Source organism: Providencia sp. UF-224, from assembly GCF_058245955.1.
In genome coordinates this window covers 103,074-118,765 of sequence record NZ_JBSICC010000002.1, presented here as the reverse complement: position 1 = coordinate 118,765, position 15,692 = coordinate 103,074, and the positions used below count along the sequence as shown (strand labels likewise).

The window sequence follows — 15,692 nt, the reverse complement described above, 5'->3', positions numbered from 1 at the left end:
GTATTCACAAATTTTTTCATTTTTTTTGTTCTTAGACAATGAAGTCCACGTCTATTACACGGGTATTTCTTCTTTATTCTTATTAATACAACGAAGGCATTTGGTAGATAAATGCAACCTCCCTTCTCCTATATCGATGGAACTAATTGAACTTTGTAATACTGAAGAAAACTCAAGTTACATTTCCCTGCGAATGCTTTAACTTCATAGTATCCACGCCTTTGGGTAGGCTAAATTTAAAATGATAAAGGAAAGCGCATGGCAAACACAAAACCAGAAACCCAGTTAGTGCACATTGGTCGAAACCCTAAATTTACACAAAAAGGCGTGAACCCTGTAATTCAACGGGCATCTTCTATCATCTTCGATACACTTGAAGAAAAACGTCATGCAACGCGACACCGTGCTAATGGTGTACTTTTTTACGGTCGCCGAGGTACGCAAACCCATTTTGCCTTTCAAGAAGCCATGACTGAATTAGAAGGTGGGGCAGGCTCTGTACTTTACCCATCAGGTGCTGCCGCCATCACCAATGCAATCTTATCGTTTATTTCTGCAGGCGAGCATATCCTCGTCACGGGCTCAGCTTATGACCCAACCCAGAATTTTTGCGACCATATTTTAACTAAGCTAAATGTTGAAACCACCTATTTTGATCCATTAATTGGTGAAGGCATCGCAGACTTAATTCAGCCGAATACGCGTATTGTTTTTTTAGAATCCCCTGGATCAATCACGATGGAAGTCCATGATTTACCAGCTATCGTGAAAGCCGTACGTAATAAATCACCTGATATCATTATTATGATTGATAATACATGGGCGGCAGGTGTGTTACTCAAACCATTATTGTTCGATGTGGATATTTCCATACAATCTGCCACGAAATACATTAATGGGCATTCTGATGGCATGTTAGGCGTCGCGGTAGCAAATGAGCGCTGTATCGAAACCTTACGTGAAAATTCGTATCTCCTGGGGCAAACTGCAGATCCTGATACCGTTTATATGGCCAATCGAGGATTACATACCTTAGCCACTCGATTAAAACAGCACCAAGAAAACAGTATACAAGTGGCAAACTGGCTGCAATCTCGCCCTGAAGTGGAACACGTTTTCCATCCTGCCTTGCCAACTTCACCTGGTCATGCGTTTTTTATCCGTGATTTTTCAGGCTGTAATGGCTTATTTTCTTTCCAACTTAAGTCACGCCTATCCGCTGAACAATTCGCTGCTTTTATCGAAAATTTAGCGCATTTTAAAATGGGGTATTCATGGGGTGGGTTTGAATCACTGATTTTGGGTTATCAGAAAGAAGATTTAATCAGTATGAGACAATATGATTTTAATCCAAATGAAGGGACATTTTTCCGCGTGCATATTGGCCTTGAGCATCCACAAGATTTAATTGATGATTTGCAATTGGCCTTTGAACGGATTTAAAGGTTAGGGAGCCAAATTGCAGAAAATACGAGATATTTTCTGCAATTTATTGATCGATGAGCGAATACCCCCAAACAAATCAAACTCAATCTTATTTTTTCCTGTAATATAAATAAAGAAATTCGCATTTAGACAAATACAGGAATGATTATGGAAGTCCTACGCGAAATCGTATTGGCACTTTGGGATCACGATTTCCTAAAACTCTCCAACCCCGAAGTACTTTGGGTTATTTATACCGTACTTTTTGTTGTTATCGTTTTAGAAAATGGGGTTCTTCCCGCAGCTTTTCTGCCTGGAGATACCTTGTTGATCCTTTCTGGCGCATTAATCGCCAAAGGTGTTTTACACTTTATTCCAACCATTTTATTACTTGCTACAGCGGCGAGTCTGGGTTGCTGGTTAGGCTTTATGCAAGGTAGGTGGCTCAGTGAAACCAAAATGGTCAAGCGTTGGCTAGCCCAAATTCCTGAGGAATATCATACAAAAGCAAACAATATGTTTAATAAGCAAGGTTTATACGCTCTGCTTATTGGCCGTTTTTTAGCCTTTGTTCGTACCCTATTACCGTTACTGGCAGGGCTGTCCGAATTGAGCCACCGCCGCTTTCAGTTTTTCAACTGGCTAAGTGGGCTTCTATGGGTTGGTATTATTGTTTCTTTAGGTTATGCCTTGAACCAAATTCCTTTTGTGAAAGAGCATGAGCAAGTTGTCATTAGCGCGTTAATGATCATTCCTGTTATCTTATTAATCAGTGGGTTGATTGGTTCCATTGTGATGTATTGGAAACACCGCAAGGCATTAAGTGGTAATAAAGAGAACTAATATTTATGGCCGCAACATTGCGGCCATAAGCATCATTTTTCCATCAAAATACTCACCGCAGAAAACAAATATTGCCCTATTTCCGCTGTCATCCAAGTTCCTTGGGATATTTTAGGCTCTTCCCGATAAATCGTACGGATCCTTTCCTGAAGTTCTGGGTCACCACCCGTGAATTGATTAAACATATCTAACCATACACGAGCCAATGATTGTACTTCAGGGGAATCTGGAGATTTATGCATTTTTAATGCGTTATTCAGACCTGCAATAAGTTCAGGCCAAACTTGCCCCGCAGAAAAATAATGTTGGCGCACAAATGCAAACTGTTCTTCTGTTAAATGAGGCCTAAATAGCGCTAATTGATACTCACTAAACCCCTGCGCAACAAATTGGATCATAGATTCAGTAATACCTGATGAATTCGCTAACGCATTATCAGTTAAATGAATTTTATTCAGCCTTGCAAAGAAATCAGGGTTGCCTCCCGTGTCTCTTTCCAATGCAGTCATCCATTCATGGCTGAGCCGTTGTGCTTCAATCGATTGAGGCATTACACCTTGTTGCATTAACTCACTCACCGCCAGCACTCGTTGTTGCCATTCTTGGTTTTTCAGCGTATGAGCCGTATATAGCGGTAATTGTTCTAGCTCTTGCGGTGTAAAATATTTATCAAACATCGTCATCATCTCCAATACAGAGAACCAATCAGTCTGAGTTAAGGGATCGCCCACTTGCATTTGCTTTTGGAGTTGCTCCAACCGAAAACGCAATGTTGCTATTTGCTGCATTTGTTCGGTTAACAAAGCAATCCGTTCTTGCAGAAGGCTTGCCATATCCCCACTCTGACCATCCAGTATTTCACCGATGTTTTTCAGTTTGACTCCAACTTGGCGCAGCAATTGAATCTGAGTTAAACGTTCAATGCACTGCATATTATAGAGCCTGTAACCTGCATCGGTTCTTGCAGTTGGAAGCAATAAGCCAATTTCCTCATAATGATGAAGCGTTCGGATGGTTAATCCTGTTTTTTCCGCAATTTCACCCACTTGAAATAGCATAGTTCCTCCTGTAAGTGCGACTGAGGTTACGACCTCACGTAACGTGAGAGTCAATGGGCATTTTGCATTTTTTTAATTTTTTGCGCCACAGCCTTTCAAGCAATATATGACAAAAAAAGCCCCAGTCGGCAGATTACCGCTGGGGCTCAATTCAATACACGTTAATTACTTAATCAACGCGTGCATCTCTTGGACTGAAATCACTTTTTCAGTTGGGTCTGCACTCAGTGACATTGTGGTTGCAAAACCACCGTTTAACGTCGTGTCATAGTGAACTTTATACTGTAATGCACTGCGACGGATAAGCTTCGAGTCTTCTATCGCCTGGCGCCCTGCGGTTGTATTCACGATATAATCATATTCACCATTTTTAATTCTATCCTGAATATGTGGGCGACCTTCGTGCACCTTGTTGACTAAGCGCGGGTTAATCCCTGCTTCACCAAGGACAATCGCTGTACCATGTGTAGCATCTAACTCAAAGCCGTGTTTTAGCAATTTCGCCGCTAAATCCACAACGCGGGTTTTGTCACCTTCACGTACTGATAAAAGCGCACGACCCGATTTTTTCATGGTTGAGCTGCTACCTAACATCGCCTTAGCAAACGCTTCTGCAAATGTACGACCAACCCCCATGACCTCGCCCGTTGAACGCATTTCAGGGCCAAGAATTGGGTCAACACCTTGGAACTTGTTAAATGGCAGAACCACTTCTTTGACTGAATAGTAAGGTGGAATGACTTCTTTCGTCACACCTTGTTGAGTCAATGTTTGACCAACCATGACACGGGCAGCGACTTTCGCTAAAGGCACACCTGTTGCTTTTGACACAAATGGTACAGTTCGTGCCGCACGTGGGTTCACTTCAATCAAATACACTTCGTTGTTTTTAACCGCGAATTGAACATTCATTAAGCCGCGTACACGTAATTCGAATGCTAAGCTACGAACTTGTTCACGCATGACATCCTGAATTTCTTGGCTAAGTGTATAAGCTGGCAATGAGCATGCAGAGTCACCCGAGTGAACGCCCGCTTGTTCGATATGCTCCATGATCCCGCCAATCAGCACCATTTCGCCATCACAAATTGCGTCGACATCCACCTCAACGGCGTCATCTAAGAAGCGGTCAAGCAGCACTGGCGCATCATTAGAAACACTGACTGCGGTTTGGAAATAACGGCGCAGGTCGATTTCATCATTCACGATTTCCATCGCACGACCACCAAGAACGTAAGATGGACGAACAACCAGCGGGTAACCAATACTTGCTGCTTTTTCAACAGCTTGTTCAATCGCTGTTACCGTCGCATTTTGCGGCTGTTTTAGGTTCAAACGATTAACCGCTTGTTGGAAACGTTCACGGTCTTCTGCACGGTCAATTGCATCTGGACTCGTTCCAATTACGGGAACACCCGCGGCTTCTAGCGCACGCGCCAATTTAAGTGGAGTTTGACCGCCATACTGCACAATCACCCCTTTTGGCTGCTCAATACGCACAATTTCGAGTACATCTTCGAGGGTAACAGGTTCGAAGTAGAGACGGTCAGATGTGTCGTAATCCGTTGAAACGGTTTCTGGGTTACAGTTAACCATGATGGTTTCATAACCATCTTCACGTAATGCAAGTGAGGCATGCACACAGCAGTAGTCAAACTCAATCCCTTGACCAATACGGTTCGGCCCACCACCTAGTACCATCACTTTTGGTTTATCGTGGTTTGGATTTGATTCACACTCATCTTCATACGTGGAGTACATATAAGCCGTGTCTGTTGCAAACTCAGCGGCACAGGTATCAACACGCTTATAAACTGGGTGTAAATCATAGCCTTGACGTAATTTACGTAATTCGGCCTCTGATACACCGACTAAGCTCGCTAAACGTGCATCCGCAAATCCTTTGCGTTTTAATACGCGTAAGAAATCTTTGCTTAAGCCATTGATACCTAGCTCTGCAACTTCTTCCTCTAGGCGAACCAACTCCTCAATTTGCACTAAGAACCAGCGGTCAATATTGGTTAGGTTAAAAACGCCATCAACGGACAAACCGGCGCGGAATGCATCGGCAACAAACCAAATTCGCTCTGCACCCGCATCTTTTAATTCACGGCGAATGCGAGTGAGTGCTTCAGGATCATCTTGTTCAACTTTTGGATCAAAGCCTGTGGCGCCGACTTCTAAGCCACGTAACGCTTTTTGCATCGATTCTTGGAAAGTACGACCAATCGCCATCACTTCACCCACCGATTTCATTTGCGTGGTTAAACGATCGTTGGTGCCTGCAAATTTCTCAAAGTTAAAGCGCGGGATTTTAGTCACAACATAGTCGATGGAAGGCTCAAATGAAGCAGGTGTACGTCCACCAGTGATGTCATTCATCAGTTCATCGAGGGTGTAACCGACGGCTAGTTTCGCCGCAATCTTCGCGATTGGGAAGCCTGTCGCTTTAGAAGCCAGTGCTGACGAACGAGAAACCCGTGGGTTCATTTCAATAACAATTAAGCGCCCATCTTTCGGGTTAACTGAAAACTGAACGTTTGAACCGCCTGTCTCGACACCGATTTCACGCAACACCGCCATCGAGGCATCGCGCATAATTTGGTATTCTTTATCGGTCAGAGTTTGCGCTGGAGCGACAGTAATGGAGTCCCCCGTGTGGATCCCCATGGCGTCAAAGTTTTCAATTGAGCAGACAATAATGCAGTTGTCATTTTTATCGCGGACAACTTCCATTTCGTACTCTTTCCAACCAATCAATGACTCATCGATTAATAATTCGTTGGTTGGTGATAAATCTAAACCACGCGTACAAATTTCTTCAAACTCTTCGCGATTATACGCAATACCACCACCCGTACCGCCCATGGTAAATGATGGACGAATGATACATGGGAAACCCACGTCATCTGCAACGGCGTAGGCTTCTTCCATGTTATGGGCAATACCTGAGCGCGCAGTACCTAAACCAATTTTTTTCATTGCTTTATCAAAGCGTTGACGGTCTTCTGCTTTATCAATGGCATCTGCTGTTGCGCCAATCATGGTAACGCCAAACTCAGCAAGAACCCCTTTACGCTCCAGTTCAAGCGCACAGTTTAGTGCTGTTTGGCCACCCATTGTCGGTAAAACCGCATCAGGGCGTTCTTTTTCGATAATTTTACGCACCACTTCCCAATGAATTGGTTCGATATAGGTTGCGTCGGCCATTTCTGGGTCAGTCATAATCGTTGCAGGATTAGAGTTAACTAAAATGACGCGATAGCCTTCTTCACGTAAGGCTTTACAAGCTTGAGCACCTGAGTAATCAAACTCACATGCCTGACCGATAACAATCGGGCCCGCACCTAAAATCAGAATGCTTTTTATGTCTGTACGCTTTGCCATGATTTGCTCCCGATTATTGTGCGTTTTGACTTGGTGTGGTTTGACGATATTCGTTAATCAAATCAATGAAATGATCGAACAAACTTGCTGCATCATGTGGACCAGAACTTGCCTCTGGGTGTCCTTGGAAACTAAATGCAGGTTTATCCGTGCGATGAATACCCTGTAAAGTTCCATCAAACAGAGATTTGTGTGTCACACGCAATGTATCGGGTAATGTTGACTCATCAACCGCGAAACCGTGGTTTTGTGCCGTGATCATAACGACATCGTTATCTAAATCTTTAACTGGATGGTTTGCACCGTGATGGCCAAATTTCATTTTCAGCGTGTTTGCACCACTTGCTAAAGCCAATAACTGGTGCCCTAAGCAGATGCCAAAAACAGGAATATCTGTCGTTAAGAAGGTTTTAATCGCATTGATTGCATAATCACACGGGGCTGGGTCACCTGGGCCATTGGACAGGAAAATGCCGTCTGGATTCATCGCAAGCACCGTTTCTGCTGGTGTTGTCGCAGGGACGACCGTTAGCCGGCAACCACGGTCAACTAACATACGCAGAATATTGCGTTTTGCGCCGAAATCATATGCGACAACATGAAGTGGCAGCTCTTCCGGCGATTTTGCACCTTGCTGCCCATCTTCTAACGTCCATGAGCCTTGAGTCCAGCTATATGCTTCTTTGGTACACACTTCTTTTGCCAAATCTAACCCATTAAGGCCGGAGAAATGGCGGGCCTTTTCTAGCGCTAATGCCACGTCAGGGTTATCCCCCGCAATAATGCACCCATTCTGCGCCCCTTTTTCTCTCAACAAACGGGTCAATTTACGTGTATCGATATCTGCGATTGCCACAACGTTGTGACGTTTCAGATACTCAGATAGCCCTTCTTGCCCGCGAAAGTTACTGTAAACCAATGGTAAGTCACGAATGATTAGGCCTTGTGCATGAACATTTGGAGATTCTTCGTCATCAGCATTAGTGCCGACATTACCAATATGGGGATAGGTGAGAGTAACAATTTGGCGGGAATAGGAAGGGTCTGTAATTATTTCTTGATATCCGGTCATTGACGTGTTGAAAACGACTTCTCCAACTGCGGCCCCTTCAGCACCGATGGCACGCCCGTGGAATTGGGTTCCGTCTTCCAGAACCAATATAGCTGACTTAATCAAAACACCCTCCGGAGAATAATAAATCACGTTTTTTGCATATTAATTCAGATTTTGCGATCTAAATCAATGCCAAAATGAGTTTTTAAGCAAATTTTTGGCAAATTGCGCGCATTCTAATGATGAGATAGGGTCTTGTCTAGAAAAAAATGCATTTTTTACACTTTTATCTTACTTTTATAGCGATCAACCCTAATTTAACCCACGTGACCACCATAATTGATAGCCAATATGAACAAGTAAACGGTTGCTAAGTAAGATAACTGCATATTTTATAATAACGCAGCTTAGATTGAGATTAAAGGGAAATTAACACGAGGAAAAGTCAGTTAAATCGATGAAAGCAGCTATAAAAAATGATTTAATATAAAATAATAATCAAAATCATTATAAACCAATAAATTATAATTATAAAATTGATTTATAATGATTTTTTTAAATTTAAAAACTAAATATCATCAAGGCAAAGTACGTCTTTCATATCATATAACCCAGATTTTTTGGCAAAAACCCAAGAAGAAGCCTTAATAGCGCCATTTGCAAACGTCATGCGGCTCGATGCCTTGTGTGTGATCTCCACGCGTTCACCGATATCAGCGAACATCGCAGTGTGTTCACCAACAATATCTCCGGCACGAATTGTTGCAAAACCGATAGTGCCTGCTTCACGCTCACCAGTGTAACCCTCACGACTATAGACTGCGCAGTCTTTTAGATCTTTCCCTAATGCACCCGCGATAGATTCACCCATTGCTAATGCCGTACCCGATGGCGCATCAACTTTATGACGATGGTGAGCTTCCACGATTTCAATATCCGTATACGTTCCCATCACTTTTGCTGCTTTTTCGAGTAATTTAAGCACCAAGTTAACACCAACACTAAAGTTGGCAGCGAAAACAATTGGGATGACTTTTGCTGCATCAGCAATGGCTTGTTTACCTTGTTCGTCAAAACCTGTTGTCCCGATAACCATCCCTTTTTGGTTTGCTTTACAAAATGCCAAATAATGCAGAGTGCCTTCGGGCCGAGTGAAATCGATAACAACATCAAAATCATCAACGACTTTATCAAGGGAGTCCGTAATATAAACGCCTAACTTGCCAACCCCCGCGAGCTCGCCTGCATCCGCGCCAATCAGTGAGGAACCTTCTCGCTCAATAGCAGCGCCTAATTGAATGCCATCTTGTTGTTGTGCAGCTTGAATTAACTGCCGCCCCATACGACCACCTGAGCCGACAATAGCAACACGTACCACTGAATTTACCATGGTTCATCCTTTTTCATTATTGATGCAACTGACTAAATTTAAACTGTTATCCCAAACGAATATCAATTTTTTCGCGGGAAATTTAACTCATTATTGCGTTACAGATTAACCATCATAGTGAGATTCTGCCAGTATTAATCGACAGTTATTAACAAAAACGTAGAGCACAGACTAATTATCAGAAAAAGTGTTGATGATAAGAAAAATAGGGAAGGAAGATCGGAAATAGAAACAGGATAGAGCCACTTTGATGATGTAAAATGGCCCTTTGAACAGTATATGGCTATGTATTAGTTAATTTCTTTAACTTCTACGCGCAATTCTTTTGGCACTTCAAAAACAATATTTTCTTCTCGGCCTTGTAGCTCGACAACAGAATTAGCACCAAGTTCTTTAAGTCTATCAATGACTTGACGAACTAAAATATCAGGTGCCGATGCCCCTGCAGTTAGACCAATAATGTTTTTATCCGTTAACCACTCGGTTTTAATATCCTCTGCGCCATCAATCAAAAATGCAGGCTTTTGCATTCTTGATGCGAGTTCAGCGAGACGATTCGAGTTTGATGAGTTTTTTGAGCCAACCACTAGCACGATATCGGCACGCTCAGCCAGCTCTCTCGCCGCTTCTTGGCGGTTGGTTGTTGCATAGCAAATATCATCCTTACGTGGCCCAACAATGCTTGGGAAGCGCGCAGTCAATGCATCAATGACATCTGAAGTGTCATCAACGGAAAGAGTAGTTTGTGTCATAAACGATAAATTATTTTCGTCTTTGACTTTTAATTTCCAAACATCTTCAGGGCTTTCAACAAGGTACATGCCACCTTCAGGGTTGCTATATTGCCCCATTGTCCCTTCCACTTCAGGATGCCCCGCATGACCAATCAAAATCGCTTCTTTGCCTTTACGGCTTGCACGAGCGACTTCCATATGCACTTTAGTGACTAACGGGCATGTTGCATCAAATAGCATGGTCAAATCGCGAGAACGCGCTTCTTGACGGATAGCTTGGGACACACCATGAGCTGAGAAAATTAAGATCGAGCCATCTGGCACTTCAGAAATTTCTTCAATAAAAATAGCACCACGCTGGCGCAAATCATCAACAACATAACGGTTATGAACCACTTCATGACGAACATAGATAGGGGCGCCGTAAAGTTCTAATGCCCTTTCTACAATGCTAATTGCGCGGTCAACACCAGCACAAAAACCACGAGGGTTAGCCATTAATATTTGCATTGTGATTCTCCAATTGCGGGTCTACTTCAAGCACTTCAATTTCAAAGCTAATTTGTTGCTCAGCGAGTGGGTGATTAAAATCAACAGTGATAGACTCACCTTCAATTGATTTTACTACACCCGGCATTTCGCTGCCATTCATTGCCGTAAATAACATGATAGTCCCAATTTCAGGGATACCAGTATCCATAAAATCTCGCAATGAAAAATACTGAACTAAATCAGGGTTATGTTTACCAAAAACAGCATCACCGGGTAATGAGAAGTTTTTCTTTTCACCTTCATTAAGCCCTATGAGTTCAGCCTCAAGTTCAGGTGATAATGAATCATTCCCTAACACAAACAACGCAGGCTTTCCTTGTGCGTGTGAAGAATCTGCTGTAGAGCCATCTTCCAGTTTCAATGTGAAATGCAGTAAAACTGCGCTCTGAGCCTGTATTTGAGTAGACATAAACCAAACCTATTTTGTCATAAAATTCAGCCCAGAAAATCTGGGCTGTGTGTTATTACATTGTAACCTATTGTACTACCAATTTATTTTGCTTTTTCCTGCTTTGGCTTTTCAGGTAAAAAACCTTCAAAAATAACTAAAGCAGCGCCAATACAAATTGCCATGTCAGCTAGGTTGAATGTTGGCCAATGCCAATTACCGACATAAACATCAAGGTAATCAACAACAAACCCATGAACCAGTCGATCACTAAGATTGCCAATTGCCCCGCCAATAATTAATGCGTAAGCAATATTGGATAAGCGTTTTTGCGCGCTTTGGCGATACATCATTACCATTAAAATAATGGAGATCCCCACCGCAATACCCGCAAAGAACCAACGCTGCCAGCCACCTTCATCAGCCAAGAAACTAAATGCCGCACCAAAATTTTGCGCGTACATAATGTTGAAAAAAGGCATTACAGCATGTGGTTCGTACAGATTTAGGTCTTTTAGCACTAACTGCTTTATTCCTAGATCTGCCACGATAATCACGATGGTCAACCATAGCCAACGCAAGCCAGTAGAACAAATAGGTGTCTTCATTAAGCAAACTTACGCGATTCGCCGTCACCGGCTACGTTAGTCACACAGCGACCACAAATTTCTGGTTGCTCGCTTGATGAGCCGATATCGCTCGCATAATGCCAACAACGAGGGCATTTTTCGCCTTCTGCTTTACTAAAGGCAATTTTAAGGCCTTTTAGCTCGCTCTCTTGCGCATCAGCAGGCGCCGCTGCAATATCCGCGACAGTCGCTTGAGAAGTCAGCAGAACGAAACGCAGCTCATCACCTAAACTTTGTAGTTTATTCGCTAAGTCTTTATCTGCATACAACGTTACCGCAGCTTCTAATGAGCCACCGATGTGTTTATCTGTACGCGCTTGCTCTAACACTTTATTCACTTCACCGCGAACCGCTAGCAGTTCAGACCAGAAGCTGTTATTCATTTCATTTGACTCATCTAAGCCAAATAAGCCGTTATACCATTCTTCGGTCAAAACAAATTGAGCACGTTTACCCGGTAATTCATTCCAGATTTCATCTGAAGTGAAGGAAAGAACAGGAGCAATCCAACGCACTAACGCTTCAACGATATGGTACAGAGCCGTTTGGCAGCTACGGCGGGCTAAGCTGTCGCCTTTCGCTGTGTATTGACGGTCTTTAATGATGTCCAGATAGAATGAACCCATTTCGATAGAACAGAAATGCATTAAACGCTGAATAACGGACAAGAAGTCATATTCGTCATACGCTTTAGTGATTTCTTGTTGTGCTTCAAGCGCACGGCTTACTGCCCAGCGGTCTAACACCACCATATCTTCTGGCTTCACCATATCCGTTTCTGGATTGAAACCGTTAAGGTTTGCCAACAAGAAACGTGCGGTGTTACGAATACGACGATATGAATCCGCAGCACGTTTTAAGATTTCATCAGAAACAGCGATTTCGCCTGTGTAATCCGTTGAAGCAACCCATAAGCGCAGGATATCCGCACCCAGTTTGTTCATTACGTCTTGTGGACTCACCGTGTTGCCTAATGATTTAGACATTTTACGGCCTTGGCCATCCACAGTGAAACCGTGCGTTAACACTTGGCGATATGGCGCTTTACCTTTCATTGCCGTTGATAGCATCAATGAGGACATGAACCAGCCACGGTGTTGGTCAGAGCCTTCCAAGTACATGTCAGCTGAATTGCCATGGAATTCAGGACGTGCATCAACCACAGCAAAGTGCGTAGACCCTGAGTCAAACCAAACATCTAGCGTATCTGGTACTTTACGGTAAGTTTCGGCTTCATCACCCAGTAATTCAGCAGGGTCGAGATCCCACCACGCTTGAATACCATCAACTTCAACACGTTTAGCGACTTCTTCCATTAATTCTAACGTACGCGGGTGCAGCTCTTCGGTATCTTTATGAACAAACAAAGACATCGGAGTACCCCAAGTACGCTGGCGAGAGATACACCAATCAGGGCGGTTTTCAACCATTGACTCAATGCGTGCGCGTCCCCAACCTGGGATCCACTGAACAATATCAATTTCTTTCAAAGATTGTTCACGTAAGCCATTTTTGTCCATGCCAATAAACCATTGTGGTGTCGCACGGAAAATAACTGGGGTTTTATGACGCCAGCAGCATGGGTAGCTATGGGTAATCGCTTTCTTATACAGCAACGCACCTTTTTCATTTAACAGCTCAACAATCAAATCGTTAGCTTTAAAAATGAACACGCCATCCAATGTTGGATAGGTATTTGGTAAGAAACAACCATCCGGCCCAACTGGGTTCGCTGTTTCTAAGCCGTATTTCTGGCCGACTACATAGTCTTCAGGACCATGGCCTGGCGCAGTATGTACCGCACCTGTACCCGCATCTAATGTAACGTGGTCACCTAAGATTGCAGGAACATCAAAGCCCATAAATGGATGTTCGAAGCGTAATAATTCAAGTGCAGAACCTTCACATTCGCCTAAAACTTCCCAAGCGTCGATGCCGACAGTTTTCATCACATCTTCAACAAGGTCAGCCGCTAAAATGACTAATTCGCCATTCGCTTGCACCAAGTTGTATTTGAATTCAGGATTCAACGAAATTGCGCGGTTAGCAGGCAATGTCCACGGTGTTGTTGTCCAAATAACCAGTGATGGCGTTTTATCACTCGTGACACCAAATTTTTCACACACAGATTTGCTATCTACCGCTGGGAAGCGAACGTAGATAGATGGTGAAGTTTTGTCATAATACTCAACTTCGGCTTCTGCCAGTGAAGAACCACATGCGGTACACCAATGAACAGGCTTAGCACCTTTCACTAAGTGGCCGTTTGCAATGGTTTTTGCTAACGCTCTGATGATGTGGGCTTCCGTTTTGAAATCCATGGTTAAGTAAGGTTTATCCCACTCACCCAATACACCAAGGCGCATAAAGTCAGCTTTTTGGCCTTCAATTTGCTCTTTAGCATATTGACGGCATTGTGCACGAAATTCAGCGGCAGAAACTTTTTCGCCTGGTTTACCAACGATTTGTTCAACTTTGTGTTCAATCGGTAAGCCATGGCAATCCCAACCAGGAATATACGGGGAATCATAACCCGCTAACCCTTTGGATTTAATAATAATATCTTTGAGAATTTTGTTAACTGAGTGACCAATATGAATACTGCCGTTAGCATACGGAGGACCATCGTGCAGAATAAACGTTTTCTTGCCCGATTTTGCTTTACGGATTGCCTGATACAAACCTTCTTTGTACCAGCGCTCTAACATCTGTGGTTCGCGTTTAGCGAGATCGCCACGCATTGGGAACCCTGTTTCTGGTAGATTCAGGGTATTTTTATAGTCACTCATCGATTCTCAGTTCCAATTTTCCGCTAAATTATCTGATTCCTATTGCAGTGAGGTATTCTCTTGCTGCAATTACATCATTAGCAATTTGCTCCTTAAGCGCTTCCAACGAAGCAAACCGCTGCTCATCACGCAATTTCTTACGTAACACTACATCGATATGACGCCCATATAAATCCATAGTGGCATCAATCAGATGAACTTCTAACTGCGTTCCTTTTCCAGATACAGTCGGTCGTGTGCCGATATTCGCCACACCCGGTAGAGGTTTATCACCTAAACCGTAAACTTCTACAGCATACACACCAGTGACAGGTGTGACTAAACGTTTTAACGGTAGGTTTGCCGTCGGAAAACCTATTGTTCTGCCAAGTTGGTTGCCATGAACCACTCGTCCGCTAATACGATAAGCATGCCCTAATAGATTCTCTGCTAACTCAAGGTCGTTATCTTGAATTGCCTTTCGAATGGCGGTACTACTTATACGAAGACCTGAATCGCAAAAGCTTTCTGTATCTGCCACCTCGAAACCGAACTCTCCACCGGCTTGTTGCAAAAACGCAAAATCCCCCATGCGATTTTTTCCAAATCGGAAATCATCACCAATGGCGAGATATTTCACCCCTAACTTGTCAACAAGTAAATCAGAGACAAACTCAGTCGGTGTTAAAGAGGCAAAGTGCTGGTTAAATTCGACACAGAGAAGATAATCAATACCGCTGTCTGCGAGGTATTTCACTTTATCTCTTAAGCGTGTCAAACGCGCAGGCGCTTTGTCACCAATAAAGAATTCAAGGGGTTGTGGCTCAAAAATCATCACAACCGTGGGCAAGCCAAGTTCCTTACCCTTGAGTTTCAAATTTTGTAGCAACACCTGATGCCCACGATGGACACCGTCAAAATTACCAATAGTCAGCACGCAACCATGATGGCACGCCCGGATATTCTGTATACCGCGAATTAGCTCCATAACAGGCTCAATACCGAGGAAATTGCAGGATTATACCTTGTACGACGCATAAGGTTAACCTTAGTTCGCAAAAGGTTTCATTAAACCCTATTTTTTTGATCGCTACACGACCTAATTAGCGGTCATTTTACGTGAACAATAAACCATAATGCTACTCAATATGAGCGCTTAGGCATAGGTATCAAAAAAAGTTGGGATAACCAATGGATTATCAATACAACAAATTTGTTCCGAGGTCTCTAAAAATATTCAATTTTTATCGTTTTCTCGTCAGTGCCTATAGCTAAACATATTTTACGATTAATAAGCAATCAATTCACGAGCAAATATCATACTACCCTCTGATTGATGGGCTAAATTTTTTTTCTATTGTAATTGTTTTTAATTTTCTAACATCAATTACGCATTTTTTCACGCTAAGATCTGTATTCTTCTCATATTTGCTGATAGAATCTTGCACCATTCACAGCGCATGA

Annotated in this window: 11 protein-coding genes; 2 read left to right on the top strand and 9 right to left on the bottom strand. The window is 43.0% G+C overall.

Annotated features, from left to right (window positions below):
• Positions 1-258 precede the first annotated feature (258 nt).
• Positions 259-1,443: a cystathionine beta-lyase gene (metC, locus tag AC4IFO_RS02805; RefSeq protein ID WP_490731679.1), complete on the top strand. Its 1,185-nt coding sequence runs from the start codon at positions 259-261 to the stop codon at positions 1,441-1,443.
• A gap of 150 nt (positions 1,444-1,593) precedes the next feature.
• Positions 1,594-2,268 (top strand): DedA family protein, encoded by a 675-nt coding sequence (locus tag AC4IFO_RS02800; protein WP_490731677.1) that lies wholly within the window; start codon positions 1,594-1,596, stop codon positions 2,266-2,268.
• A 32-nt stretch (positions 2,269-2,300) separates the two neighbouring features.
• Here AC4IFO_RS02800 and AC4IFO_RS02795 read toward each other — a convergent pair whose 3' ends face one another.
• The 9 genes from AC4IFO_RS02795 to ribF all read right to left on the bottom strand — a co-directional run bounded on the left by AC4IFO_RS02795 (position 2,301) and on the right by ribF (position 15,216).
• Positions 2,301-3,326, bottom strand: a complete 1,026-nt coding sequence (locus AC4IFO_RS02795; RefSeq protein WP_490731675.1) for a MerR family transcriptional regulator — start codon at positions 3,324-3,326, stop codon at positions 2,301-2,303.
• A 165-nt stretch (positions 3,327-3,491) separates the two neighbouring features.
• On the bottom strand, positions 3,492-6,713 hold the full coding sequence (carB, locus tag AC4IFO_RS02790; protein ID WP_490731673.1) for a carbamoyl-phosphate synthase large subunit: 3,222 nt from the start codon (positions 6,711-6,713) through the stop codon (positions 3,492-3,494).
• A 13-nt stretch (positions 6,714-6,726) separates the two neighbouring features.
• The gene (gene carA, locus AC4IFO_RS02785) at positions 6,727-7,890 is read right to left on the bottom strand and encodes a glutamine-hydrolyzing carbamoyl-phosphate synthase small subunit (protein ID WP_490731671.1); all 1,164 of its coding nucleotides are present in this window, start codon (positions 7,888-7,890) and stop codon (positions 6,727-6,729) included.
• A gap of 445 nt (positions 7,891-8,335) precedes the next feature.
• On the bottom strand, positions 8,336-9,157 hold the full coding sequence (gene dapB, locus AC4IFO_RS02780; protein WP_490731669.1) for a 4-hydroxy-tetrahydrodipicolinate reductase: 822 nt from the start codon (positions 9,155-9,157) through the stop codon (positions 8,336-8,338).
• A 290-nt stretch (positions 9,158-9,447) separates the two neighbouring features.
• Positions 9,448-10,401 (bottom strand): 4-hydroxy-3-methylbut-2-enyl diphosphate reductase, encoded by a 954-nt coding sequence (ispH, locus tag AC4IFO_RS02775; RefSeq protein WP_490731667.1) that lies wholly within the window; start codon positions 10,399-10,401, stop codon positions 9,448-9,450.
• Positions 10,382-10,852: an FKBP-type peptidyl-prolyl cis-trans isomerase gene (gene fkpB / locus AC4IFO_RS02770; RefSeq protein WP_490731665.1), complete on the bottom strand. Its 471-nt coding sequence runs from the start codon at positions 10,850-10,852 to the stop codon at positions 10,382-10,384. Before fkpB ends, ispH begins: the two co-directional genes overlap by 20 nt.
• Positions 10,853-10,935: 83 nt before the next feature.
• Positions 10,936-11,439: a signal peptidase II gene (gene lspA / locus AC4IFO_RS02765; protein WP_219245695.1), complete on the bottom strand. Its 504-nt coding sequence runs from the start codon at positions 11,437-11,439 to the stop codon at positions 10,936-10,938.
• Positions 11,439-14,249 carry an isoleucine--tRNA ligase gene (gene ileS / locus AC4IFO_RS02760; RefSeq protein WP_490731663.1) on the bottom strand — a complete coding sequence of 937 codons (2,811 nt, stop codon included), beginning with the start codon at positions 14,247-14,249 and terminating at the stop codon, positions 11,439-11,441. The genes lspA and ileS overlap by 1 nt, the downstream gene beginning before the upstream one ends.
• 28 nt (positions 14,250-14,277) lie before the next feature.
• Positions 14,278-15,216, bottom strand: a complete 939-nt coding sequence (gene ribF / locus AC4IFO_RS02755; RefSeq protein ID WP_219245693.1) for a bifunctional riboflavin kinase/FAD synthetase — start codon at positions 15,214-15,216, stop codon at positions 14,278-14,280.
• Between the last annotated feature and the right edge of the window lie 476 nt (positions 15,217-15,692).